The organism is Pseudomonas sp. GW821-FHT03C07, from assembly GCF_059420925.1.
Genome location: NZ_JBWKUQ010000032.1, coordinates 17611 through 40135, shown reverse-complemented (window position 1 = coordinate 40135; position 22525 = coordinate 17611). Strand labels below are relative to the sequence as shown.

The 22525-nt window shown below is 61.9% G+C and carries 23 protein-coding genes; 10 read left to right on the top strand and 13 right to left on the bottom strand.

What is annotated here, in order from left to right; all coding sequences use genetic code 11:
- Nucleotides 1–3: 3 nt before the first annotated feature.
- Complete coding sequence (locus AC07VG_RS32565) at nt 4–465, bottom strand: TlpA family protein disulfide reductase (RefSeq protein ID WP_495004510.1); 462 nt, start codon at nt 463–465, stop codon at nt 4–6.
- Between the two features lie 115 nt (nt 466–580).
- On the opposite strand from AC07VG_RS32565, the gene arsC reads away from it, so the two are divergent.
- From arsC to AC07VG_RS32550, 3 genes are read left to right on the top strand one after another with little or no spacing between them, the layout of a single operon-like run.
- Nucleotides 581–934, top strand: coding sequence for an arsenate reductase (glutaredoxin) (gene arsC / locus AC07VG_RS32560; RefSeq protein ID WP_495022493.1), 354 nt, complete (start codon nt 581–583; stop codon nt 932–934).
- The gene (wrbA, locus tag AC07VG_RS32555; RefSeq protein WP_495004508.1) at nt 931–1536 is read left to right on the top strand and encodes an NAD(P)H:quinone oxidoreductase; all 606 of its coding nucleotides are present in this window, start codon (nt 931–933) and stop codon (nt 1534–1536) included. The genes arsC and wrbA overlap by 4 nt, the downstream gene beginning before the upstream one ends.
- Entirely contained in the window at nt 1529–1954 is a 426-nt protein-coding gene (locus AC07VG_RS32550) for a DUF2069 domain-containing protein (protein ID WP_495004507.1), read from the top strand. Before wrbA ends, AC07VG_RS32550 begins: the two co-directional genes overlap by 8 nt.
- Before the next feature lie 157 nt (nt 1955–2111).
- On the opposite strand, the gene AC07VG_RS32545 is transcribed toward AC07VG_RS32550, so the two are convergent.
- Both AC07VG_RS32545 and ttcA read right to left on the bottom strand, forming a co-directional pair.
- Nucleotides 2112–2783, bottom strand: a complete 672-nt coding sequence (locus AC07VG_RS32545) for a DNA-3-methyladenine glycosylase I (protein WP_495004506.1) — start codon at nt 2781–2783, stop codon at nt 2112–2114.
- Nucleotides 2784–3608, bottom strand: a complete 825-nt coding sequence (ttcA, locus tag AC07VG_RS32540; protein ID WP_495004505.1) for a tRNA 2-thiocytidine(32) synthetase TtcA — start codon at nt 3606–3608, stop codon at nt 2784–2786.
- A 345-nt stretch (nt 3609–3953) separates the two neighbouring features.
- Here ttcA and AC07VG_RS32535 point away from each other — a divergent pair, with 345 nt between their 5' ends.
- Nucleotides 3954–4556, top strand: a complete 603-nt coding sequence (locus AC07VG_RS32535) for a Yip1 family protein (protein WP_495004504.1) — start codon at nt 3954–3956, stop codon at nt 4554–4556.
- A 134-nt stretch (nt 4557–4690) separates the two neighbouring features.
- Nucleotides 4691–5185, top strand: a complete 495-nt coding sequence (locus tag AC07VG_RS32530; RefSeq protein WP_495004503.1) for a SprT family zinc-dependent metalloprotease — start codon at nt 4691–4693, stop codon at nt 5183–5185.
- A 147-nt stretch (nt 5186–5332) separates the two neighbouring features.
- Here AC07VG_RS32530 and AC07VG_RS32525 read toward each other — a convergent pair whose 3' ends face one another.
- Nucleotides 5333–6514 carry a CaiB/BaiF CoA transferase family protein gene (locus AC07VG_RS32525; RefSeq protein WP_495022492.1) on the bottom strand — a complete coding sequence of 394 codons (1182 nt, stop codon included), beginning with the start codon at nt 6512–6514 and terminating at the stop codon, nt 5333–5335.
- A gap of 195 nt (nt 6515–6709) precedes the next feature.
- Nucleotides 6710–8041: a dicarboxylate/amino acid:cation symporter gene (locus tag AC07VG_RS32520; protein WP_495004501.1), complete on the bottom strand. Its 1332-nt coding sequence runs from the start codon at nt 8039–8041 to the stop codon at nt 6710–6712.
- 333 nt (nt 8042–8374) lie between these two features.
- Here AC07VG_RS32520 and AC07VG_RS32515 point away from each other — a divergent pair, with 333 nt between their 5' ends.
- The gene (locus AC07VG_RS32515) at nt 8375–9373 is read left to right on the top strand and encodes an AraC family transcriptional regulator (RefSeq protein WP_495004500.1); all 999 of its coding nucleotides are present in this window, start codon (nt 8375–8377) and stop codon (nt 9371–9373) included.
- A 15-nt stretch (nt 9374–9388) separates the two neighbouring features.
- Here AC07VG_RS32515 and AC07VG_RS32510 read toward each other — a convergent pair whose 3' ends face one another.
- Nucleotides 9389–10735: an ATP-binding protein gene (locus tag AC07VG_RS32510; protein ID WP_495004499.1), complete on the bottom strand. Its 1347-nt coding sequence runs from the start codon at nt 10733–10735 to the stop codon at nt 9389–9391.
- Nucleotides 10732–11409 carry a response regulator gene (locus tag AC07VG_RS32505; RefSeq protein WP_495004498.1) on the bottom strand — a complete coding sequence of 226 codons (678 nt, stop codon included), beginning with the start codon at nt 11407–11409 and terminating at the stop codon, nt 10732–10734. Before AC07VG_RS32505 ends, AC07VG_RS32510 begins: the two co-directional genes overlap by 4 nt.
- 208 nt (nt 11410–11617) lie before the next feature.
- Between AC07VG_RS32505 and AC07VG_RS32500 the strand changes: the two genes are divergently transcribed.
- Nucleotides 11618–12409, top strand: a complete 792-nt coding sequence (locus AC07VG_RS32500; protein WP_495004497.1) for a dienelactone hydrolase family protein — start codon at nt 11618–11620, stop codon at nt 12407–12409.
- 28 nt (nt 12410–12437) lie between these two features.
- Nucleotides 12438–13163: a 4'-phosphopantetheinyl transferase family protein gene (locus AC07VG_RS32495; RefSeq protein ID WP_495004496.1), complete on the top strand. Its 726-nt coding sequence runs from the start codon at nt 12438–12440 to the stop codon at nt 13161–13163.
- A gap of 143 nt (nt 13164–13306) precedes the next feature.
- Here the strand turns inward: AC07VG_RS32495 and AC07VG_RS32490 are convergent, their stop codons facing one another.
- Together AC07VG_RS32490 and AC07VG_RS32485 are read right to left on the bottom strand one after the other, a co-directional pair.
- Complete coding sequence (locus tag AC07VG_RS32490; protein WP_495022491.1) at nt 13307–14917, bottom strand: ATP-binding protein; 1611 nt, start codon at nt 14915–14917, stop codon at nt 13307–13309.
- Nucleotides 14914–15636: a response regulator gene (locus tag AC07VG_RS32485; RefSeq protein ID WP_495004494.1), complete on the bottom strand. Its 723-nt coding sequence runs from the start codon at nt 15634–15636 to the stop codon at nt 14914–14916. The genes AC07VG_RS32490 and AC07VG_RS32485 overlap by 4 nt, the downstream gene beginning before the upstream one ends.
- Nucleotides 15637–15781: 145 nt before the next feature.
- Between AC07VG_RS32485 and AC07VG_RS32480 the strand changes: the two genes are divergently transcribed.
- Complete coding sequence (locus tag AC07VG_RS32480; protein ID WP_495004493.1) at nt 15782–16354, top strand: hypothetical protein; 573 nt, start codon at nt 15782–15784, stop codon at nt 16352–16354.
- 17 nt (nt 16355–16371) lie between these two features.
- Nucleotides 16372–19272 (top strand): ribonucleoside-diphosphate reductase subunit alpha, encoded by a 2901-nt coding sequence (locus tag AC07VG_RS32475; protein ID WP_495004492.1) that lies wholly within the window; start codon nt 16372–16374, stop codon nt 19270–19272.
- A gap of 214 nt (nt 19273–19486) precedes the next feature.
- Here AC07VG_RS32475 and flgE read toward each other — a convergent pair whose 3' ends face one another.
- The 4 genes from flgE to flgB are packed head-to-tail and all read right to left on the bottom strand — an operon-like array spanning nt 19487 to nt 22412.
- Nucleotides 19487–20782, bottom strand: coding sequence for a flagellar hook protein FlgE (gene flgE, locus AC07VG_RS32470; protein ID WP_495004491.1), 1296 nt, complete (start codon nt 20780–20782; stop codon nt 19487–19489).
- A gap of 31 nt (nt 20783–20813) precedes the next feature.
- Nucleotides 20814–21542, bottom strand: coding sequence for a flagellar hook assembly protein FlgD (gene flgD / locus AC07VG_RS32465; RefSeq protein ID WP_495004490.1), 729 nt, complete (start codon nt 21540–21542; stop codon nt 20814–20816).
- A gap of 15 nt (nt 21543–21557) precedes the next feature.
- Complete coding sequence (gene flgC, locus AC07VG_RS32460; RefSeq protein WP_495004489.1) at nt 21558–22001, bottom strand: flagellar basal body rod protein FlgC; 444 nt, start codon at nt 21999–22001, stop codon at nt 21558–21560.
- 3 nt (nt 22002–22004) lie between these two features.
- A complete protein-coding gene (flgB, locus tag AC07VG_RS32455; RefSeq protein WP_495004488.1) occupies nt 22005–22412 on the bottom strand; it encodes a flagellar basal body rod protein FlgB in 408 nt (135 codons plus the stop codon).
- Nucleotides 22413–22525 lie beyond the last annotated feature (113 nt).

Below are 22525 nucleotides of genomic sequence, written 5' to 3'. Positions count from 1 at the left end.
GACTCAGCCACGCAACGCCTTGAGCTTGGCCAGGACCCCGGCCGCGGTCTGCTCGCCCATCAACTGCTCGCGAACCTTGCCCTTGTCGTCGATGATGTAGGTCACCGGCAAGGCTTCGCTGCGCGGCAGGTCGAAGAAGTCCGCCGGGTCCTGGGCCAGCACCGTGAAACGGATGCCCAGGGTTTCGCCGGCCTTGCGCAGGTCATCGCCCTGCAAACCGTCGAAGTTGACCCCGAACACTTCCACCGGCTGCCCTTTGAGCTGCTCGGACAAGGTGTTCAGCTCGGGGATTTCCGTCCGGCACGGACCACACCACTCGGCCCAGTAGTTGACCACTTTCCATTGTTTATCCAGGCGCTCGGACGCAACCTTCCGGCCGTTCTGGTCAACGCCGTAATCGTTGCCACAACCGCTCAGCAGCAACGCCCCCATCATCGCCAATGCGGCGACCCATCGCCTAGCCATGTGCACAATCCCCCATCAATTGAGTCATCGACTGCGCCCCTTTACCTCACAAGGTTCAGGAGCACTCGTCAGGCAGGTAGAATACCCGCCACCTTACGCAAGATGCGACCCGCACATGACCGATCTGACGCTTTATCACAACCCGCGCTGCTCGAAATCCCGCGGTGCGCTGGAACTGCTCCAGGGCCGTGGCCTCAACCCCACCGTCGTGCACTACCTGGAAACCCCGCTGAACGCCGCGCAGCTCAAGGACCTGCTGGACAAGCTCGGCATCGGCGCACGGCAATTGCTGCGCACCGGCGAGGACGAGTACAAGCAGTTGAACCTGGCCGACAGCCAGCTCAGCGAAACGCAACTGATCGCCGCCATCGCCGCACACCCCCGGCTTATGGAACGGCCGATCCTGGTGGCCGGTGACAAGGCAATCATCGGTCGTCCACCGGAGAATGTGCTGGAGATCCTGCCATGAGCGCGCCTTACGTTCTGGTGTTGTTTTATAGCCGTAACGGTTCGACCCGCGAAATGGCCCGGCAGATTGCCCGCGGCGTCGAGCAGGCCGGCCTGGAGGCGCGCCTGCGCACCGTACCGGCGATATCCAGCCAGTGCGAAGCCGTGGCGCCGGAAATCCCCGAGGAAGGCGCACTGTATGCCAGTCTCGACGACCTGAAGAACTGCGCGGCCCTGGCGATGGGCAGCCCAACCCGCTTCGGCAATATGGCGGCGCCGCTGAAGTACTTTATCGACGGCACCAGCAACCTGTGGCTGACCGGCGCCCTGGTGGGCAAGCCGGCCGGGGTCTTCACCTCAACCTCCAGCCTGCATGGCGGCCAGGAAAGCACCTTGCTGTCGATGCTGCTGCCGCTGTTGCACCACGGCATGCTGGTCACCGGCCTGCCCTACAGCGAGTCGGCCTTGCTCGACACCCGTGGTGGCGGCACGCCCTATGGCGCCAGCCACCATACCGGGGTCGACGGCAAGCGCGCCCTGGACGAGCATGAAATCGCCTTGTGCCGGGCCCTCGGCCTGCGCTTGGCGAAGACCGCCCTGAGCCTGGAGAATGGCCGTGGCTAGAAAGCCCAAGGTGTTGCCACCCCAGGCCTGGCTAGAACCGCGCGTGCGCTGGAGCCGTGCATTGGCGTTGGTGTGCTTTTTCGGTCTGATGGTCTTGTTGAGCGTCTATGACCTGGTGTTCGCCGACCTGCACGGCGCGCGGCCCTGGGTCATCTTGCTGATCGAGCTGGCGCCGCTGCTGCCCTTGTTGCCCGGCATGCTGATGGGCAGCGCGCGCGGGCACTCGTTCACCTGTTATGTGGTGAACCTGTACTTCCTCAAGGGGGCGTTGGCAGCGTTCGATCCCAATCGGCAGCTGTTCGGCGTGCTGGAGATGGGCGCGAGCGTGGCGGTGTTCTGCAGCGCGATGGTGTATGTGCGCTGGCGTCACCAGTTGAATCGGCGGCTGGCCGGGGAAGGCCAGGTTCAAGCGGCGTAAAGGCTGAACACGGTCCTGTAGGAGCCGGCTTGCTGGCGATGGGGCCAGTCAGCCTTGCATCGCCTGAGCGGCCGCCATCGCCAGCAAGCTGGCTCCTACAAGGTTTCGGGCATGGCGATAAAGGGTATCAAGGCCACGATTTTTTGTAGGGGCAGGCTCAATGATTGGTGGTGTAGGCCAACATCATCGACAGCTGGCACATCGGCCGGCCACTTTCGGCATGCCACTGGTTGAAGGCATCCTGCACGATCGCCAGGTCGCGCAGGCTGGTGGGCACCTTGTCGACGATCTTCTGTGCATTCAGCGCCGCCACCACGTCATAGGTCGGAACGAAGGTGTCCTTGCCCACCATCCGCAGAAAACGCGGCGCCGACAGCCCGCCCAACTGATGACCATGCTTGGCCAGGTACTTCCACAATCCAGTGATTTCAGTCACCGGCCAATCGGCGATCAACGCGCCGAAACTGCCCTTCTCCTTGGCCACGTCCAACACCATCTGCGCATTGCGCGGCACGCTCTTGAGCTTGCCCAGGTGACGAATGATCCGCGCATCCTGCATCAGCCGCTCCAGATGCTCGGCGCCCATCAACACCACTTTTTCCGGGTCGAAGCCAAAAAACACTTGTTCGAACACCGGCCACTTGGCGTCCACCAGGCTGTGCTTGAGGCCGGCGCGGAAAACCCGCAAGGCGATCATCGACAGGTACCGGTCGTCCGGCAGCTCACGCAGTTGCCGTGGGCTGGCCGGCACCGGCAATTCGGCCTCCAGCGCCGCCGCCGAACCAAAGCGGTTCAGGCAGTATTCGTGCAACCATTTGTAATCGCGCATTCAGAGGTTCACTACGTTAACGAAGCGCGACGCGGCGGTCTCATCGATTCGAAGGTGGGTAAAGTCGAACAGGTTGCGGTCGGCCAGTTGCGACGGCACGACATTCTGCAAGCCACGGAAGATGCTTTCGGTACGCCCGGGGGTCTTGCGTTCCCACTCCTGGAGCATTTCCTTGACCACCTGGCGTTGCAGGTTTTCCTGGGAGCCACAGAGGTTGCAGGGAATGATCGGGAATTGCTTGAAGTCCGAATAGGCCTGGATGTCCTTCTCGCTGCAATAGGCCAGCGGCCGGATCACCACGTTGCGCCCATCGTCGGCCCGCAGCTTGGGTGGCATCGCCTTGAGCGAACCGTTGTAGAACATATTGAGGAAGAAGGTTTCGACGATATCGTCGCGGTGATGCCCCAGGGCCATCTTGGTCGCGCCGATCTCATCGGCGAAGGTGTACAGCGTGCCGCGACGCAGACGTGAGCACAGCGAGCAGGTGGTCTTGCCTTCGGGGATCAGTTCCTTGACCACCGAGTAGGTGTCCTTCTCGACGATGTGATACTCCACGCCCAGTTCTTTCAGGTAGGCGGGCAACACATGCTCGGGGAAACCGGGCTGCTTCTGGTCCATGTTCACGGCGACGATGTCGAACTTGATCGGTGCCACTTTCTGCAAGTGCATCAGAACGTCGAGCAGGGTATAGCTGTCCTTGCCGCCGGACAGGCAGACCATGACCTTGTCACCCTCTTCAATCATGTTGAAGTCGGCGACCGCCTCACCCGTTTGCCGGCGCAGGCGTTTCTGCAGTTTGTTCTGATTGACCGAAAGAGTGCCCATAGCTCTTGCCTTAACCCTTGAAATCCGCGCGAGGTGTGTCGAAAAGCCAATTATTTTACGCATAAACCCACGACAGGCGAAGACTCCGTGGTGGCAGGGCTGCTTGGGGGTGGGAGCTGCTTGTGTGGGAACCGCTCCCACAGGCTCATAGATTCACAGGTCCGGCACACAAATACGACAATGCGATTACAGCCCCGCCCGACAGTTCGATTTGCTCTAAAGCGCGCCCCTCAGCCTCCCTATACTGCGACATAAGGTCGCATATAAATCCAGACCTGACTTCGGCCACTTGGCCCGCAGGCGCTCCACCGGGGGGCGATGGCAAAAACAAAAGGAGTGACTGACATGATCCATCACGTAGTCGGACTGTTCACCCACCCTGATCAGGAATGGCGACAAATCCGTGGCGACGCCGAGGAAAGCATCGGCCACATGTACCTGACCCACACCTTGATCCTGGCGGCCATCCCAGCCATTTCGGCGTTTATCGGCACCACCCGGATCGGCTGGGTCATCGGCAACCGCGCGCCGGTGATGCTGACCCAGGACAGCGCCATCTGGATGACCCTTATGTCCTATATCGCCATGCTCGGCGGTGTGGCGGTGATGGGCGCGTTCATCCACTGGATGGCCCGCACCTACGACGCCAACCCAAGCCTGGCCCGTTGCGTGGCCTTTGCCACCTACACCGCCACACCGCTGTTCGTCGGCGGCCTTGCGGCGCTCTACCCGCATATGTGGCTGGGGATGATCGTCGGTACGGCGGCCATCTGCTACACCGTCTATCTGCTGTACGTCGGCCTGCCGACCTTTATGAACATCCCTTCGGACGAAGGGTTCCTGTTCTCCAGTTCCGTCCTGGCCGTCGGCCTGGTGGTGCTGGTGGCGATCATGGCCTTTACCGTGATTGTCTGGGGGCTGGGCGTCGGCCCGGTGTACACCAACTGAATAAAACAAAGCCATAACTGCCAACACAGGCCGCCGCAAGGCGGCCTTTTAACGCGCCACGACCATTCGGCGCCTGGCGGATTTGGAAATCCCCGGGTTTACGGCATACTCGTCTTTCTGGAGATCCGTACAGCATGCTCGAGCAACTCAAGACCCGCGTCGAAGACTGTTTCCAACAAGCCGAATCCTTTTTCAAACGCCCTTTCAAGCGTCCGCTGGTCAGCCTCAAGCTCCGTGGCCAGAAAGCCGGCGTGGCGCACCTGCATGAAAACCTGCTGCGCTTCAATCCGCAGCTATACCGGGAAAACAGCGAAGACTTCCTCAAGCAGACCGTGGCCCACGAGGTCGCGCACCTGATCGCCCACCAACTGTTCGGCGAACGTATCCAGCCCCATGGCGAGGAATGGCAACTGATCATGCGCGGGGTCTACGAGCTGCCGCCCAATCGCTGCCACACCTATGAAGTCCAGCGCCGTCGCATGACGCGCTATATCTACCGCTGCCCATGCGCCGACAGTGATTTTGCGTTTTCCGGCCAGCGTCATCGACTGGTGGGCGAAGGGCGACGTTATCTGTGCCGGCGCTGCCGAAACACCTTGGTGTTCAGCGGTGAAATGCGAGTGGAGTGAGTTTTCCAAGCGATGCCGGCCTTGCCACCCTCTTCGCGGGCAAGCTCCGCTCCCACAAGGTCCCGGCCGAATCCAGATTTTGTGCACGCCCTAGCACCTGTGGGAGCGGAGCTTGCCCGCGAAAGCCATGGAACAGGCGCCATGACATCAGGCTATGACACCCGCCTCTCGCAACACGGCTATGCGCTCTTCGCTGTAGCCCAGTTCACGTAACACCTCATCAGCATGTTCGCCCAGCCGCGCACCGATATGCTGAGGCGCCGGCAAGCCCTGAGAAAACTTCAACGGACAGGCCATCTGTGCCTGGTGGCTGCCGTCTCCACGGGGCACCTGTACCACCACTTCCCGCGCCTGTAACTGTGGATGCTCGACCGCCTCGCCCAGACTGAGCACCGGCTCGACGCAGGCATCCAGCCCGGCAAACAAAGCGCACAGCTCAGCGAAATCACGCTTTTCGAACTCGACTTGCAAGGCCTGCTTCAACGCTTGTTGCGCCCTGGGCTCGGGTGACAACCCTTGAGCCGCCAATTCCGCCAGCCCCAAGGCCCCGCACAACTGCTGCATAAACCCCGGCTCCAGACTCCCCACGGCCAACCAGCGCCCTTCCCGGCTACGGTAATAGTCATAGAAGCCACCGCCATTGAGCATCTGCTCCTCCGGCCCCGGCTCAACCCCGCAAGCGAGGAAGCCCGCCCCGGCCATGGCATTCAGGCTGAAGGCGCAATCGGTCATGCTGACATCGACGTACTGCCCCAACCCCGTCTGCTGCCGGGCGATAACCGCCGCCAGCAAGCCGACCACCCCATGCAGCGAACCGCCCGCCAGATCCGCCACCTGCATTGCCAGGGGCACGGGCCCACCGTCCCGGCGCCCGGTGTAGCTGGCCAACCCCGACAACGCCAGGTAGTTGATGTCATGCCCGGCGCGCTCACGGTAAGGACCGCTCTGGCCGTAGCCGCTGATCGATACATAGATCAACCGTGGGTTGATCGCCTTCAGGGCTTCATAGCCCAGGCCCAGCCGCTCCATCACCCCGGGACGGAACTGCTCCAGGACGATGTCATGCTCGCGCACCAGGTCATGGATCACCGCCACCGCTTCGGCTTGCTTCAGGTCCAGGGCCAGACTGCGCTTGTTGCGGTTGAGCCAGGCGTGACTGGCGGAAACCCCATGGTCGTGGGGCGGCCATAGCCGCAACAGGTCCGGGCGTGCGGCGGATTCGATACGTAGCACCTCGGCGCCCATGTCCGCCAACAACAGCGAGGCGAACGGCCCCGGCAGCAATGTCGAGAAATCCAGCACCTTGAGTGAGGCCAACGGACCGTGCATGGGCTTGCCCTTTTCCAGATCGACAGTCGCCAGCGTAGGCAGCCGGCTCCCCGGCGACAAGCACCACACTGCTCAGCAGTCCTGACGCAAACGCTCAATAACATTGATCCCCCGTGCAGGAGCCATATCGGGGGTAATGCCCAGGCATAAAAAAAAACCCATCCGAAGATGGGTTTTCTTATTTAACGCTGAAGCTTACTTGGCGCTTGGCGCCGAGCCTTCGGCCACGCCGAGGTCGTCCTCTACGCGCTCGTCTTCAATACCGCGACCACCGGAAGCCAGCTCGGTGTGCAGCTTGTCTTCGTCCAGTTCCTTGACCCACTTGGCCACCACCAGGGTCGCCACGGCGTTGCCCACCAGGTTGGTCAGGGCACGGGCTTCGGACATGAAGCGGTCGATACCGAGGATCAGCGCCAGGCCGGCCACCGGCAGGTGACCTACGGCCGACAAGGTCGCCGCCAGGACGATGAAGCCACTACCGGTCACGCCCGCGGCGCCCTTGGAGGACAGCAGCAGCACCAGCAACAGGGTGATCTGGTGGGTGATGTCCATATGGGTGTCAGTCGCCTGAGCGATGAACACGGCCGCCATGGTCAGGTAGATCGAGGTACCGTCGAGGTTGAAGGAGTAACCGGTCGGAATCACCAGGCCGACTACCGATTTTTTCGCGCCCAGGCGTTCCATCTTGATCAGCATGCGTGGCAGGGCCGATTCCGAAGAGGAGGTCCCCAGTACGATCAGCAGCTCTTCACGGATGTAGCGAATCAGTTTCAACACGCTGAAACCGTGAGCACGGCAGATGGCGCCCAGCACCACCACCACGAACAGGATACAGGTGATGTAGAAGCAGATCATCAACTGGCCGAGTTGCACCAGGGAGCTCACGCCGTAGGCACCGATGGTGAAGGCCATGGCACCCAGCGCGCCCAGGGGCGCCAGTTTCATGATCATGTTGATGATGTTGAACATCACGTGGGCGAAACGATCGATGAAGTCCAGCACCGGCTTGCCGTAGGCACCCAGGCGATGCAGGGCGAAACCGAAGATCACCGAGAACATCAGCACTTGCAGGATGTCACCCGTGGCGAAGGCGCCGACGATGGTGTTCGGGATCACGTTCAGGATGAAGCCAACCACGCTCTGGTCTGCACCGGCGGTGACATAGGCTGTGACTTTCGAGGCATCCAGGGTGGCCACGTCGATGTGCATGCCGTTACCCGGCTGGATCACGTTGACCACGACCAGGCCGATCAGCAGGGCGATGGTGGAAACCACTTCGAAGTACATCAGCGCATAGCCGCCGGTCTTGCCGACCGCTTTCATGCTCTGCATGCCGGCGATGCCGCTGACAACGGTGCAGAAGATGATCGGAGCGATGACCATTTTGATCAGCTTGATGAAGCCGTCACCCAGTGGCTTGAGGGCCACGGCGGTCTGTGGGTAGAAATGGCCGAGCAGGATGCCGATAGCGATGGCTACGATCACCTGGAAATACAGGGATTTGTACAGTGGCTGACGAGTCGTCATTGCAAAGTTCCTCAAGAGATCACACGCCCGTTATCCATCAGCGGCCATGGGACCTGAAGCACGAACCCTCCTGCACCGGAGGGATTTTTGTTGTTTGTCAAACTGCGTGGGCAGACCTCTAATACTTCGCAAAGCCCGTGCCACTTTTGCCAAATCGCAGCAAAGCCTTTAGCCATCATGCCTGGAGGGGGTTATCGCACTATACCCCCTACAGCATAGATGGCGGTTTTCCGCCTATCCACCCCAAAGCAGCCGAGGATTTGGCGGATATCCGCCTTGTCCCTGCGTCATTTCCGTGACTAACATCGACCACTCAATGGACGGAATCGCCCCATGCGTGAACGCAGCATCGCCAGCCACTTCGCCCGCGCCGCCCTGGAGGGTGCGCGTCGCCAGGGTCACGATTGCGCGCCACTGCTGCAACGGCTGGGTATCGCCGCGCAGTGGCTCGACGAACCGCGGGCACGCCTGGCGCCGGAGCTGTTCACCCAGCTGCTGCAAGGGCTCTGGCTGGAGCTGGACGATGAGTACCTGGGGTTCGGCCAGGGCCGCTGCCGGCGCGGCACCTTCGCCATGATGATGCACGCGCTGATTCATTGTCCGACGCTGGAAAAAGCCCTGAACCGCGGCTTGCTGTTCTACCGCTTGTTTCCCGATGCACCGCGCCTGCGGCTTGACCGTGAAGGCGACTGCGTGCGCCTGAGCCTGGACGCTTCGAACCTGTGGGACCCGGATCACTTTCTCAGCGAGTGCCTGCTGGTGATCTGGCACCGCCTGGGTAGCTGGTTGATCGGCCAGCGCATTCGCCTGCTTGAAGCGAGCTTCGGCTACCCGAGGCCCGAGCATGCCAGTGAGTACGACCTGCTGTTTCCCTGCCCCCTGAGCTTCGACGCCGCCAGCAGCAGCCTGCTGTTCAGCAGCCGCTACCTGGGCATGCCGTTGCGGCAGGACGAACGTACGCTCAAGCAATTCCTTGGCCGTGCCCCCGCCGACCTGCTGGCCCGCCCCGACGACGGCGACAGCCTGAGCAGCCAGCTACGGCGCCTCCTCAGTCGGGATGCCAGCCGCTGGCCGGACCTGGAAGCCGTCGCCCAGCACCTGCATATCAGCCCGCAGACCCTGCGCCGGCATTTGCGCGAGGAGGACACGAGTTTTCAGGCGCTCAAGGATCAACTGCGGCGGGACATCGCCATCTACCACCTGGGCCGTAACGAACTGTCGTTGCAACAGCTTGCCGAACAGCTGGGTTTTTCCGAGCCCTCGGCCTTTCACCGGGCGTTCAAGAAATGGACCGGCCTGACCCCCGGCGCCTATCGCGCCCAGGAACTGTAGAGCCGGCCGCAGCGGTTATTGGGGCGGGAAATGAATACGGAACGAGGCCCCCCCCAGGGTCGAATCCCCCAGGGTCATCTCGGCGTCGTAACTCTGGATAATGTCCTGGACCACCGCCAGCCCGATGCCCTGCCCCGGATGCTGACGATCCAGGCGCTCACCGCGTTGCAGAATCCGCTCGCGCTGGTCGGGCGGGACCCCCGGCCCATCGTCCTCGACATACACCTCGATCCCCTGCAACCCCCGACGCAGGCTGACCCGCACCTGGCTCAGACACAACCGGTAAGCGTTCTCCAGCAGGTTGCCGAGGAGTTCCAGCAGAGCCCCCTGTTCGATCGGCACATGACTGAATTGCGGCACATCGATGACGACCAGAACCTGTTTGTCGCGATAAACCTTGTCCAAGGTACTGCACAGGCTGTCGAGCACCGGGCGCAGTTCGACCTGATGGCGGACCAGACCGCTCTTGCGCAGGCTGGCGCGCTGCAACTGATAACTGATCTGCTGGTTCATCCGTTCGATCTGGCTCTGCAGGACCCTGGCCTGATCGCGATCCTGGGGCCGTCGAGCCATCCCCTCGCTGACCCCTTGCAGGACCGCCAGGGGCGTTTTCAGGCTGTGGGCCAGATCGTCCAGGGAATCGCGATAGCGGCTGCGCTGCTCGCGCTCGCTGCGCAACAGGCGGTTGAGGGAACCGGTCAGACGCAACAGTTCCCGCGGATGTTCCTCGCTGAGACTTTCCAGTTCGCCGCTCTCGATCTGGTCCAGTTCCTGGCTCAGCCGCCGCAACGCGCGCAGGCCCCAGGTCAGGCCGAGCCAGAGCAGCGCCAGCAGCACGGACAACGCCGCGCCGAAGCCCAGGTAGAGTTTTTCCCGCAGACCGGCCAGGGTCATGTTGTATTCGCGCATCGGCTGCAAGGCGACAAAGCTGTAGGCCGCGCTCTTGCCACCGAGCAACTTGACCTCCACGTCGTAGACGAAGAACTCGTTGCCGTTGTCCTCGCGGATTTTCGCGAATTCGTTGCCGCGCCCGTCATAACGCGGGCGGTAATTGATGTGTTCTTCCTCGGTCGCCCGCGAACGCCAGACCAGCCGTCCCTCGCGGTCGAAGATATAACCCAGCAGGCGGCTGTCGGGCAGGTTGAATTTTTCGTCGGGGAGCAGATCGGGCATCTGCAGCTTTTGTTTTTCGATCCGTGCCGCGGAAATCAGCGTGGTCACATCCGAGGCCAGGCGTTGCTCGATGGAGTCCTGCAACGCCAGGCTGAACGCCCCCTGCATCGCCGGCAGCAGGGCCAGCATGAACAATATCGCCAGGATGGTGGCGGCCAGCATCAGCCGCACCCGCAGCGACCGAATCACCGGCAGCGCTCGTTGAACAGGTAGCCCAGGCCTCGCACGGTGTCGATCGGCTTGAACCCGACCGGCCCTTCCAGCTTGCGCCGCAAGCGCCCGACCAGCACTTCGATCACATTCGGATCACGCTCGTCATCGTCCGGATATAACTGCTCCATCAGGCGGTCCTTGGCCACCACCTGCTGGTGATGCCGCATCAGGTATTCGAGAATCCGGTATTCGTAAGCCGTCAGGGCCAGGGGCTGGTCGTCGAGGGAGGCCTGCTTGCGATTGAGGTCCAGCAGCAGCGGGCCGGCGGTAATGGTCGACTGGGTGAAGCCGCTGGAGCGCCGCAACAAGGCATTCATCCGCGCTTCCAGTTCCTCGAACTGGAAGGGTTTGACCAGATAGTCGTCGGCACCGGCGGCCAGGCCTTCGACCTTGTCCTGCCAGTTGCCACGCGCGGTGAGGATCAGGATCGGGAAGACCTTGCCGCCCGAGCGCAGCTGGCGGATCAGGTCCAATCCACCCATGCCCGGCAGGCCGAGATCAATCACCGCGAGGTCATGATGGAATTGCTCGGTCTGGTACAGCGCCTCTTCAGCATTGCCCACCGCCTCGACCACATGACCACTGTCGCTCAAGCGGGTCTGCAAGTGATGGCGCAACAACGCCTCGTCTTCTACCACCAGCAATTTCATAGTGCTCTCCCAACGCTACCGGCATCGCTTCGCCCATAACGGTAACTCAGTTCCGCGAAAGTGTTTCATGAAAGACACGGCCGGCCGGTTAGCAGCAGATTCGCGCATCATCATTGTTACAGAGTAAACAAGTAGCCCTGAACTCCCCCTGAACACATTGGATCGGCTAGGCTTGGTCGGTAGTGTCTTTTTTGCTGGAGAACCTGCGATGCGGCTGTTACTTGCTGTTTTTCTACTCACCCTGAGCACGCTGTCCCAGGCCGAGATCAAGACCCGGACCCTCCCCTACCAGAGCCCCGACGGCACGCGGATGATCGGCTACCTGGCCTATGATGACGCGATCAAGGGTGCGCGGCCCGGCGTGGTGGTGGTGCACGAGTGGTGGGGACTCAACGACTACGCCAAGCGGCGCGCCCGTGACCTCGCCGCCCTCGGCTACAGCGCCCTGGCCATCGACATGTATGGCGAAGGCAAGAACACCGAACACCCGAAGGACGCCATGGCCTTCATGCAGGCCGCGACCCAGGACAGCGCGGCCGCCAGCGCGCGCTTCCAGGCCGGGCTCGACCTGCTGAAAAAGCAGCCGCAGACCGATCCGGGCAAACTGGCCGCCATTGGCTATTGCTTCGGCGGTGGCGTGGTACTCAACGCCGCGCGCCAGGGCGTGCCACTGGCCGGCGTGGTCAGTTTCCATGGCGCTCTGGCGACCAACACACCGGCCACGCCGGGCAGCGTCAAGGCCAAGATCCTGGTGGAACATGGCGCCAAGGACAGCATGGTCACCCCGGAAAACGTCAGCGCGTTCAAGGCGGAAATGGACAAGGCCGGCGCCGACTACCGCTTCGTCAGCCTGGCCGGGGCCAAGCACGGTTTCACCAATCCGGACGCGGATCGCCTGAGCCACGGCGATCATGGTGGCCCGGATATCGGCTACAACAAGGCCGCCGATGAAAGCTCCTGGGCGGATATGCAGGCGTTCCTGAAGAAAATCTTTGGCTGATCCCACCTTGCCCGGCAAAATACCGGGCATGAACAGCCTCCCAGCCCTGCCTGCCTGCTGCACCCCACTCGACGCCCACTGGCCCTTGCCCGAGGCGCTGGCGCATTGTGTCTTGCTCAGCACCCGGTTCAACCCGTCGCAGCTGGCCGCGGACGATTTCCAGCGCAGCCGCATCGACCCGCCAGCGAGCATTCAACGTTCGGTGGCCAAGCGCCAGGCCGAATTCCTCGCCGGGCGCCTCTGTGCCCGCGCGGCCCTGCGGCAATTGGACGGTACTGACAGCGTGCCGGCCATCGGTGAAGACCGTGCGCCCATCTGGCCGGTTCATGTCAGCGGCTCCATCACCCACGGCAGCGGTCGGGCCGCCGCCATCGTCGCGCCTAAACGCCACTGGCAAGGCCTGGGCATGGACCTGGAAGACCTGCTGAGCGCCGAGCGAGCCGAGCGCCTGGCCGGCGAAATCCTTATCCCGGCCGAGATGCAGCGCATGGCCGCAGGCTGCGCCGAGCAGATCGCCCTGCTGGTGACCCTGACCTTCTCGGTCAAGGAAAGCCTGTTCAAGGCGCTCTACCCGCTGGTGCGCAAACGCTTTTACTTCGAGCACGCCGAAGTGCTCGAATGGGATATCAGCGGACAGGTGCGCCTGCGCCTGCTGACCGACCTGTCCAGTGAATGGTGCAATGGCACGCAACTGCAGGCGCAGTTCGGCCTGCATGACGGACAATTGCTGAGTCTGGTCGCCATCCCAAGCTGAACGCAACTCCTTGTAGGAGCCCGGCTTGCCGGCGATGGGGCCCTTGAGCCTGGCGGCGCCCTTCCGACCGCCATCGTCGGCAAGCCGGGCTCCCACAGGGGAAACCGGTCGATCACAAAATCGATGATCGACGCCTCCTCGGCTCAGGCCTTGTCCTGATAACGCGGCCAGCTCAGGCTGAAGCACGCGCCATCGAGCAACTGGCTCTTGCCGATCAGCGCCCGGCCGTCGTGCCAGTGAATGATCCGGCGCACGATGGACAACCCCAGGCCATGCCCACCCGAGGCCCGGGTCCGACTGTCATCCAGGCGCATGAACGGCGTGAAGATCCGGTCCCAGGCACTTTCCGGCACGCCGGGGCCGTCGTCCTCGACATCCACCCGGCAGCGCAAGGGCCCAACCTGGTAACTGATGCAGACCTGCGACTGGGCATGACGCATCGCGTTGCTGACCAGGTTTTGCAAGGCCCGATGCAAGTAACGCGGCTCGGCGTCGACCCACACCTCATCCCCGCCGGCCAGCGGAAAGCACAGCCCGCGCGTCACCCTGACCTCCACCCGCAACGGCGCCAACTCGCCGATCACCTGGTCGACCAGAGCACTGAGGTCGATCCGCTGGAAATTCAACGCCGGGGTGCCCTGCTCCAGGCGGGCGTAGGTCAGCATCTCGTCCACCAGCCGGTCGAGGTCCTGGATATCGCCGTCCATGCCCTCCATATATTTGTGCCGGGCCTCGGGCGTCTGCGCATCGCCAATCATTTCCAGGCCGAAACGCAGGCGCGCCACCGGCGTACGCAGTTCGTGGGAAACCGCTCGCACCAGCTCGCGCTGGATCATCAGCGACCGCTGCAGGTGCTCGGCCATGCCATTGAACGCCGCGGCCAGACGCCCGATGGAGTCCGCGCCAGCGGCCGGCACGCGGGTTTCCAGGTTGCCCTGGGCCAAGCGCGTGGCCGCCGACTCCAGCCCGCGCAGGCGCCGTTCCAACTGCCGCACCAACAGGTAGACGATCAGGCCGATCAGGCTCAGGCCAAGCGCGGCAATCAACACCAGCCATTGCGCCGGATAGGGATTCATCTGGTACAGCGGGCCGATTTCCAGGACCCAGGGCGTCCCCGACAGGCCGGCAAACACCCGAATCGAATCGCCGCCCTTGCCCAGGGCCATGACCGTATCGCCTTCGCTGATCCGCCGTCGCTGGTCTTCATCCATATCGGCCTGGTCCAGGGTGACCAGCTTCATGTCGAAGTCAAAGCCCTTGTCATGCTTGAGCGTCGCCAGGCGCGCAGGCTGCTCGGCATCGGGGTAGCGCACCAGTTCGTCGGCCAACAGGTAGATGGTCGCCCGGGCCAACTGCTCGCTGATCTGCTGGACCTCGCCCGTCAGCACCAACTGCTCCGGGTCGCTGACCAGCCGATAGATCTTCGCCGCATACGGCCCGGTCTGTTCCACCAGGGCCTGGCCACGCAGCACCCGGGTCCGCTGGCCGAGATCCAGGTGCACATCGGCCAGCGACTGCAAGGCCAGCGGAATACCGAGCAAGCGCTCCCACACCGCCAGGGCCCGACGGCGCTCGATTTCGTTCATCGGCCGCAGGTTATCGGCCATCAGCGAGAAGGTGCCATGGGCCAGGTGCTCACGATACTGCTCGCCGCGCACCTGGTTGAGCAGGTGCAGGGCCAGCACTCCGAGCAACGCCACCAGTACCAGCGCGGCGCACATGCCACCGTAGATGCGCAGGAAGATCGAGTTCACGACGGCAGGTCTACGCACGCTTCGGGAACGAACAGATAACCTTTGCTGCGAATGGTCTTGATCAGTCGCGGGTGCTCGGGGTCATCGCCGATTTTCGGGCGGATACGCGAAATACGCACATCAATGGAGCGATCCTGGCCGTCATAGCCGATACCGCGCAAGGCGGTGAAGATTTCTTCGCGAGAGAGGATCCGCCCGGCATTTGCCACCAGCAGCCAGAGCAGATCGAACTCGGCGCTGGTCAGTTCGATCCCTGCCCCGCTCAGCCAGGCCTCGCGCAAGGCGTTGTCGATCAGCAGTGGACCGAATTGCAGACGCCGGACCTTTTCCTCGACCGCTCCCGGCAGCGGCTCGCCGCGCCGCAGCAACGCGCGGATCCGCGCCAGTAACAGGCGCGGGCGCACTGGCTTGCAGACGTAGTCATCAGCGCCCAGGTCCAGGCCCTGGATCTGGTCGAGGTCATCGGTGCGCGCGGTCAGCATCAGGATCACCCCGTCGTAGCGCTCGCGCACCTTGCGGCAGATGCTCAGGCCATCCTCGCCCGGCAGCATCAGGTCGAGAATCACCAGGTCGGGCTGCTCGGCGATAATCCGCGCGGCGGCCCGGGCGCCATTGCCTTCGACGGAGACCCGCAAGCCATTGCTCTCCAGGTACTCACGGGTCAATTCGGCCAGACGTTGGTCATCCTCGACTATCAATACCTGCCAGGCTTGCTCCACGGGGCGACCTCTGCGTGTCAATGTTCAGCGTTGAAAGGATCCACCCGTCTTTTTGTCATGATTTTGGTGGATATAGAAAGGGTAAGGCGGACCGATTGTAGCAACGACACGCTCGTCGCACACACGCCAGGATTGGCGCTCGGTCATGGGCTTTTTTTGTGATAGGGTTCGCGCCCGCAAAAATCCGCGCGCAAGGTTTGCGGCAGTAAAAAACAATGATGGGCGGTGCAATCCCGGCCTGCCGCGGCCTACACGCGTTTTCAAGCTTTCATACACAAATTACGCACAGATTTATCCACAGGCAGCACGTTGCAATCGGCCCCCAAAACGCATTATCTTGTATCTCGGCAGCAAAAAAACCCAACATGTAGGGTTTTCACCCAAAATCCCCAACCACATTTCGCGTCAGGAACTCAAGCTCTTTTCTTGCATCCGCGGGGTTGAACTAAACACCGATTTGAAAGCCCAAACCGCATACGCGGATGGCAGCCGTTCTTCCCCCTTGCGTGGGAAAACGGTACGGGTGTTGCAGGACAAAACTGTCACCCACCAGGAATACCGCTTCGGGTCAGCGACCCGCAGCGTTGAAAACTTCGGCATGGAAGCGGCGCCCGAAAGCCCTCTTCCTCTGTCCCGAAGTGGTTATGCCCGACATCGTTCGGTTGTAGTGCTTCAGGACAGAACGGTGGGCACCTTCGTGGTGCCCAAACAAACATAGAGAACGTGGAGACACCCATGCAAACCGACACAACTCGCGAGAACCCGCAAGGCACCGTGCCGCAGGCCGCCGATTCGAATCTGGATCTGTCCGCCACCGCGCCGGGCCAACTGCGCGTGATCAAGCGTAACGGCACTGTCGTTCCCTACACCGATGACAAGATCACCGTCGCCATCACCAAAGCGTTCCTCGCAGTTGAAGGCGGCACCGCCGCCGCCTCGTCGCGCATCCATGACACCGTTGCCCGCCTGACCGAACAGGTCAGCGCGACCTTCAAACGGCGCATGCCTTCGGGCGGCACCATCCACATTGAGGAAATCCAGGACCAGGTCGAACTGGCCCTGATGCGCGCCGGCGAGCAGAAAGTCGCGCGCGACTACGTGATCTACCGTGATTCGCGGGCCAAGGAACGCGCCATCCGCGCGCCGTCCGAAGAGCCGGTCAACGCTCACCCGTCGATCCGCATCACCCGCGCCGACGGCAGCGTCGCGCCACTGGACATGGGCCGCCTGAACACCATCGTCAGCGAAGCCTGCGAAGGCCTGGAAGAAGTCGACGGCGACCTGATCCAACGCGAAACCCTGAAGAACCTCTACGACGGCGTGGCCCTGAAAGACGTCAACACCGCCCTGGTGATGACCGCGCGGACCCTGGTGGAGCGCGAGCCGAACTACTCCTTCGTGACCGCCCGCCTGCTGATGGACACCCTGCGTGCCGAAGGCCTGAGCTTCCTGGAAGTGGCCGACAGTGCCACCCACCACGAAATGGCCGAGCTGTACGCCAAGGCCCTGCCGTCCTATATCGCCAAAGGTATCGAGTTCGAACTGCTGAATCCGGTCCTGGCCGAGTTCGACCTGGAAAAACTCGGCAAGGCCATCAACCACGAGCGCGACCAGCAGTTTACCTACCTGGGCCTGCAGACCCTGTACGACCGTTACTTCATCCACAAGGACGGCGTGCGTTTCGAACTGCCGCAGATTTTCTTCATGCGCGTGGCCATGGGCCTGGCGATCGAAGAAAAGCAACGTGAAGATCGCGCCATCGAGTTCTACAACCTGTTGTCGTCCTTCGACTACATGGCCTCGACCCCGACCCTGTTCAACGCCGGCACCCTGCGGCCACAACTGTCGAGCTGCTACCTGACCACCGTGCCTGACGATCTGTCGGGCATCTACGGCGCGATCCATGACAACGCCATGCTGTCGAAATTCGCCGGAGGCCTGGGCAACGACTGGACCCCGGTGCGCGCATTGGGCTCGTACATCAAGGGCACCAACGGCAAATCCCAGGGCGTCGTGCCATTTCTCAAAGTAGTCAACGACACCGCCGTGGCGGTCAACCAGGGCGGCAAGCGCAAGGGCGCGGTCTGTGCCTACCTGGAAACCTGGCACATGGACATTGAAGAGTTCATCGAGCTGCGCAAGAACACCGGTGATGATCGTCGTCGTACCCACGACATGAACACCGCCAACTGGATCCCTGACCTGTTCATGAAGCGCGTCTTCGATGACGGCAAGTGGACCCTGTTCTCGCCATCGGAAGTGCCGGACCTGCACGACCTGACCGGCAAGGCCTTCGAAGAGCGCTACGAGTACTACGAAGCCCTGACCGAGTACAACAAGATCAAGTTGTTCAAGGTCGTCCAGGCCAAGGACCTGTGGCGCAAGATGCTCTCCATGCTGTTCGAAACCGGCCACCCATGGCTGACCTTCAAGGACCCGTGCAACCTGCGCAGCCCACAGCAGCACGTGGGCGTGGTACACAGTTCGAACCTGTGCACCGAGATCACCTTGAACACCAACAAGGACGAGATCGCCGTCTGCAACCTGGGCTCGATCAACCTGCCGAACCACATCGTCAACGGCCAGTTGGACAAAGCCAAGCTGCAACGCACCGTGAACACCGCCGTGCGCATGCTCGACAACGTGATCGACATCAACTACTACTCGGTGCCACAGGCGAAGAACTCCAACTTCAAGCACCGTCCGGTCGGCCTGGGCATCATGGGCTTCCAGGACGCGCTGTACCTGCAGCACCTCCCTTACGGTTCGGATGCCGCCGTCGATTTCGCCGACAAGTCCATGGAAGCGGTCAGCTACTTCGCGATCCAGGCCTCCTGCGACCTGGCCGACGAGCGTGGCGCCTACGAGACGTTCCAGGGTTCGTTGTGGTCCAAGGGCATCCTGCCGCTGGACTCGCAACAGATCCTGATCGAGTCCCGTGGCCAGAAGTACATCGATGTCGACCTGACCGAAAGCCTGGACTGGGCACCGGTTCGCGCCCGTGTGCAGAAAGGCATTCGTAACTCCAACATCATGGCCATCGCACCGACCGCGACCATCGCCAACATCACTGGCGTCTCGCAGTCGATCGAACCGACCTACCAGAACCTGTATGTGAAATCGAACCTGTCGGGCGAATTCACCGTGATCAACCCGTACCTGGTTCACGACCTGAAGGCTCGCGGTCTGTGGGACTCGGTCATGATCAACGACCTGAAGTACTACGACGGTTCCGTGCAACAGATCGAACGCATCCCGCAAGAGCTCAAAGAGCTGTATGCGACCGCCTTCGAAGTGGAAACCAAGTGGATCGTCGATGCCGCCAGCCGTCGCCAGAAGTGGATCGACCAGGCGCAGTCGCTGAACCTGTACATCGCCGGCGCTTCGGGCAAGAAGCTCGACGTGACCTACCGCATGGCCTGGTACCGTGGCCTGAAGACCACCTACTACCTCCGTGCCCTGGCCGCAACCAGCACCGAGAAGTCGACCATCAACACCGGCAAGCTGAACGCTGTTTCCAGCGGCGGCAACCACGGCGACGATTCGGTCCTGGCGGCACCTACCGCGCCAGCCGGTCCGGCCCCGGTGCCAAAGGCCTGTGCAATCGACGAGCCGGATTGCGAAGCTTGCCAATAAGCTGAGCGAGACCCGCGCCTTACCGCGCGGGTTGAGAAACCCCCATCAGGCCTTGGGCTTGGCGGGGGTTTTCTTTTGCCTGCCTTTTTTGCCGGTGCCGGTTTGCCGGCGATGGCGCCCTCCAGGCCAGCAAAAGCTTCGCTGGTAAGATCGGCAGGCACAAAAAAGCCCCATTCAAGGGGCTTTCTTGTTCAGCGTTTTCAGCCAAGCCGCATCACGCCATCTGGATGATGGTCTGCATGATGCTGCTCTGGGTGGAGATGGTCTTGGCGTTCGCCTGGTAGTAGCTCTGGCCTTTGATCAGGTCCACCAGCTCGCTGGTCAGGTCGACGTTCGAAGCTTCCAGGGAACCGGAAAGGATAGAACCGTTGGTGCCGACCGTACCGCCGTCGAAGGCGGGCTGACCGGACGAGAACGTCTCTTTCCAGCTGGTACCGCCGACCGCCTGCAGGCCTTGCTCGTTGGTGAAGCTGGCCAGGGCCACCTGACCAATCGCCTTGTGCTGCTGGTTACTGAAGTTGGCGGAGATCACACCGGTGGCATCGATGGTGATGTCAGTGATCTGGCCGGTGGCATAACCATCGTTGGTGATGGCGCTACGGGCGGTGGTGGCGTTGAACTGGGTGGTTTTCGAAAAGTCGACGGCAATGCCGGCGGCGTTCGCGCTCGCGCCGTTCGCGGCCCAGACACCCGCGGTCACGGTGCCGGGCACCCAACCGGTAACGGTGATGCTGGTCTGGCCGGCGACACCGCCGATGCTCGCCAACTTGCCCGCAGAGTCAAAAGTCACAGCCACCGGAACAGGGTCGGTGGCGCCACCCACCGTTGCTGCCGTGCCGTCAGGGTTGCGACCATCAATCAAAGAATAGACGTTCCAGGTATTGGAACCGGTCTTGACCGCATACTGGTCCAGGGAGTGGGAATTGCCCTGGGTGTCATAGATGGTGGTGCTGAACGGCTTGGTGTAGGTCGCGGTATTGGTCGCATCGAACGGTGCGGCAATCACCGCCGACGTGGAGTCGAGGTTAAGCGTCGAGCCGATCTTGGTAGTGGTCTGCGGCGACAGGTTCGAGGTGTCGATCCGCAGGTTGGTCAGTACACCCGGAATGATGTTGCCGTTGGCATCGGCGGCATAGCCTTGCAGTTTCGCGGTGCCATCGGTGTTGGTGACGTAGCCGTCCTTGTCGGTCTTGAAGGTACCGGCACGGGTGTAGCTCAGCGAACCGTTGCTGCTCAGGACGAAGAAGCCGTTGCCTTGCACGCCCATGTCCAGCACGTTGCCGGTGCTGTCCATGCCGCCGTTGCCGAAGTTCTGCGAGACGTTGGCCAGGTTCACACCATTACCGATGCTCTTGGCGCCGGTGCCCAGCTTGGTCGCCGAGTACACGTCGGCGAATTCCGCACGGGACGACTTGAAGCCGGTGGTGTTGACGTTGGCAATGTTGTTGCCGGTGACGTCAAGTTGCTTGCTGGCCGCAGAGAGACCGCTCAAACCGATATTGAAAGACATGGTTCACTCCTTACTTCGTGTTGGTCGGCTCTTACAGGCCAATGGTCTGGACTTTGGACAGAGCAATACTGCCCAGGCCCGCCAGGTTGAGCATCATTTCGCCGCCGTTCTGACCCAGGGTCACGCTGCTGACCGTCGCTGGCAGGTTGGTCGTGAGCGCCGTGGCCGTGCCACTGATCGGCGCGGTGGCATTGAAGGTGTAGGTGCCGCTGGTCAGCAGGGTACCGGCATCGTTCTTGCCGTCCCAGGTGAACGCGGCGTTGCCAGCGGCCTGGGAGCCCATGTCGATGGTCCGGACCACGGTGCCGCTGGAGTCGCTGATTTTCAGGGTCACATCGCTGACGGAACTCGGAACCACTGCCGTACCGCTGAAGGTCTTGCTGGTATCGACCACGGCCTGGGAGGTCGGCACGATGACCGAACGCCCAACCATCGACGAGGCCTGCAGCGCCTGGGACGACGTGAAGGAGCTGGCGATATTGTTCACGCTGGTGTTGAGCGTCTGGATACCTTCCAGGCTGCTGAACTGGGCCAACTGCGCGACGAAGGCACTGTTGTCCTGGGGGTTGAGCGGGTCCTGGTTCTTCAGCTGAGTCACCAGCAATTGCAGGAACGCGTCCTTGCCCAGGGTCTGGCCGCCGGCGGCGCTGCTGATGGCATTGCCCAGCGCATCAGTACTGCCGGTGCTCGCCTTCTGGGAGTTGGCAATGATCGTATCAAGTGTCGAATTACCACTCGACGAAGTGCTGGAAACCGTCATAGGAATCGTCCCTTATCACTGACCGAGGGTCAGGACCTTCTGCATCATGGTTTTGGCGGTAGTCATAATGTCCGCATTGGTCTGGAACGAACGGCTGGCGGAAATCATGTCGGCCATTTCCTGAACCACGTTGACGTTCGGGTAATAGACATAGCCGTTGGCGTCAGCCGCCGGATGGTTCGGCTCATAACGGGCCTCCAGGTTGCTGGGGTCCTCGACCACGCCCATGACCTGGACGCCGGCACCCGCCCCGTCCTGGTTCTGGAACAGCGAGTTGTCAGTCTGACCCTGGCCGTTCTGGAACATGGTGGCGAACACCGGGTGCCGGGCGCGATAGGTCTGGTCCATGCTCGACGAGACGGTGTCGGCGTTGGCGATGTTACTGGCGACGGTGTTCAGGCGAGTGGTCTGGGCACTCATGCCGGTACCGGCAATGTTGAAAACGCTGGCTAGGGACATGACTTATTCTCCACGCAGGGCTGAAACCAGCCCTTTGAATCGTGCGTTCAGCAAGGTGAAGCTGGCCTGGAAATCGACCGAGTTCTTCGCATAGTTCGATTGTTCGATCTGCGCATCCACGGTGTTCTGGTCGAGCGACGGCTGCATCGGCGTGCGGTACTGCAGCGTGGCATCGCCGTTGCTCAGACCTTCGGCTTCGATATGGCGTGTGTTGGTGGTGTTCAGCGCGAAACTGCCGTTCTTGGCCTTGTCGCTCTGCTCAGCGAGCACCGAGGAGAAGTCCATGTCCCGAGCCTTGTAGTTCGGGGTATCGGCGTTGGCGATGTTGTTCGCCAGAACTTCGGCGCGCTGGGCGCGGAAGCCCAAGGCTTGCTCATGGATACCCAGCGCTTTATCGAAGTTGATGCTCATGTCGGGAAACCTTTAGCGGGTTGACCTGGTTTTGTGAAACAGGCTTTTCATTGCAAGTGACAAAGCAAGGCCCATGCCAGTTTTTCAATGCTGGTAAATCAAGGGCTTGCGGG

Excerpts from the sequence above, each read along its gene's own strand:
- arsC (WP_495022493.1), top strand. The coding sequence starts at position 581 with ATGACCGATCTGACGCTTTATCACAACCCGCGCTGCTCGAAATCCCGC.
- ttcA (WP_495004505.1), bottom strand. The coding sequence starts at position 3,608 with ATGGGCACTCTTTCGGTCAATCAGAACAAACTGCAGAAACGCCTGCGC.
- AC07VG_RS32535 (WP_495004504.1), top strand. The coding sequence starts at position 3,954 with ATGATCCATCACGTAGTCGGACTGTTCACCCACCCTGATCAGGAATGG.
- flgB (WP_495004488.1), bottom strand. The coding sequence starts at position 22,412 with ATGAGCATCAACTTCGATAAAGCGCTGGGTATCCATGAGCAAGCCTTG.
- AC07VG_RS32565 (WP_495004510.1), bottom strand. The coding sequence starts at position 465 with ATGGCTAGGCGATGGGTCGCCGCATTGGCGATGATGGGGGCGTTGCTG.
- AC07VG_RS32480 (WP_495004493.1), top strand. The coding sequence starts at position 15,782 with ATGGGCTTTTTTTGTGATAGGGTTCGCGCCCGCAAAAATCCGCGCGCA.
- flgD (WP_495004490.1), bottom strand. The coding sequence starts at position 21,542 with ATGACGGTTTCCAGCACTTCGTCGAGTGGTAATTCGACACTTGATACG.
- AC07VG_RS32475 (WP_495004492.1), top strand. The coding sequence starts at position 16,372 with ATGCAAACCGACACAACTCGCGAGAACCCGCAAGGCACCGTGCCGCAG.
- AC07VG_RS32520 (WP_495004501.1), bottom strand. The coding sequence starts at position 8,041 with ATGACGACTCGTCAGCCACTGTACAAATCCCTGTATTTCCAGGTGATC.
- flgC (WP_495004489.1), bottom strand. The coding sequence starts at position 22,001 with ATGTCCCTAGCCAGCGTTTTCAACATTGCCGGTACCGGCATGAGTGCC.
- AC07VG_RS32545 (WP_495004506.1), bottom strand. The coding sequence starts at position 2,783 with ATGCGCGATTACAAATGGTTGCACGAATACTGCCTGAACCGCTTTGGT.
- AC07VG_RS32505 (WP_495004498.1), bottom strand. The coding sequence starts at position 11,409 with ATGAAATTGCTGGTGGTAGAAGACGAGGCGTTGTTGCGCCATCACTTG.
- AC07VG_RS32515 (WP_495004500.1), top strand. The coding sequence starts at position 8,375 with ATGCGTGAACGCAGCATCGCCAGCCACTTCGCCCGCGCCGCCCTGGAG.
- AC07VG_RS32500 (WP_495004497.1), top strand. The coding sequence starts at position 11,618 with ATGCGGCTGTTACTTGCTGTTTTTCTACTCACCCTGAGCACGCTGTCC.
- AC07VG_RS32525 (WP_495022492.1), bottom strand. The coding sequence starts at position 6,514 with ATGCACGGTCCGTTGGCCTCACTCAAGGTGCTGGATTTCTCGACATTG.
- flgE (WP_495004491.1), bottom strand. The coding sequence starts at position 20,782 with ATGTCTTTCAATATCGGTTTGAGCGGTCTCTCTGCGGCCAGCAAGCAA.
- AC07VG_RS32495 (WP_495004496.1), top strand. The coding sequence starts at position 12,438 with ATGAACAGCCTCCCAGCCCTGCCTGCCTGCTGCACCCCACTCGACGCC.
- AC07VG_RS32530 (WP_495004503.1), top strand. The coding sequence starts at position 4,691 with ATGCTCGAGCAACTCAAGACCCGCGTCGAAGACTGTTTCCAACAAGCC.
- wrbA (WP_495004508.1), top strand. The coding sequence starts at position 931 with ATGAGCGCGCCTTACGTTCTGGTGTTGTTTTATAGCCGTAACGGTTCG.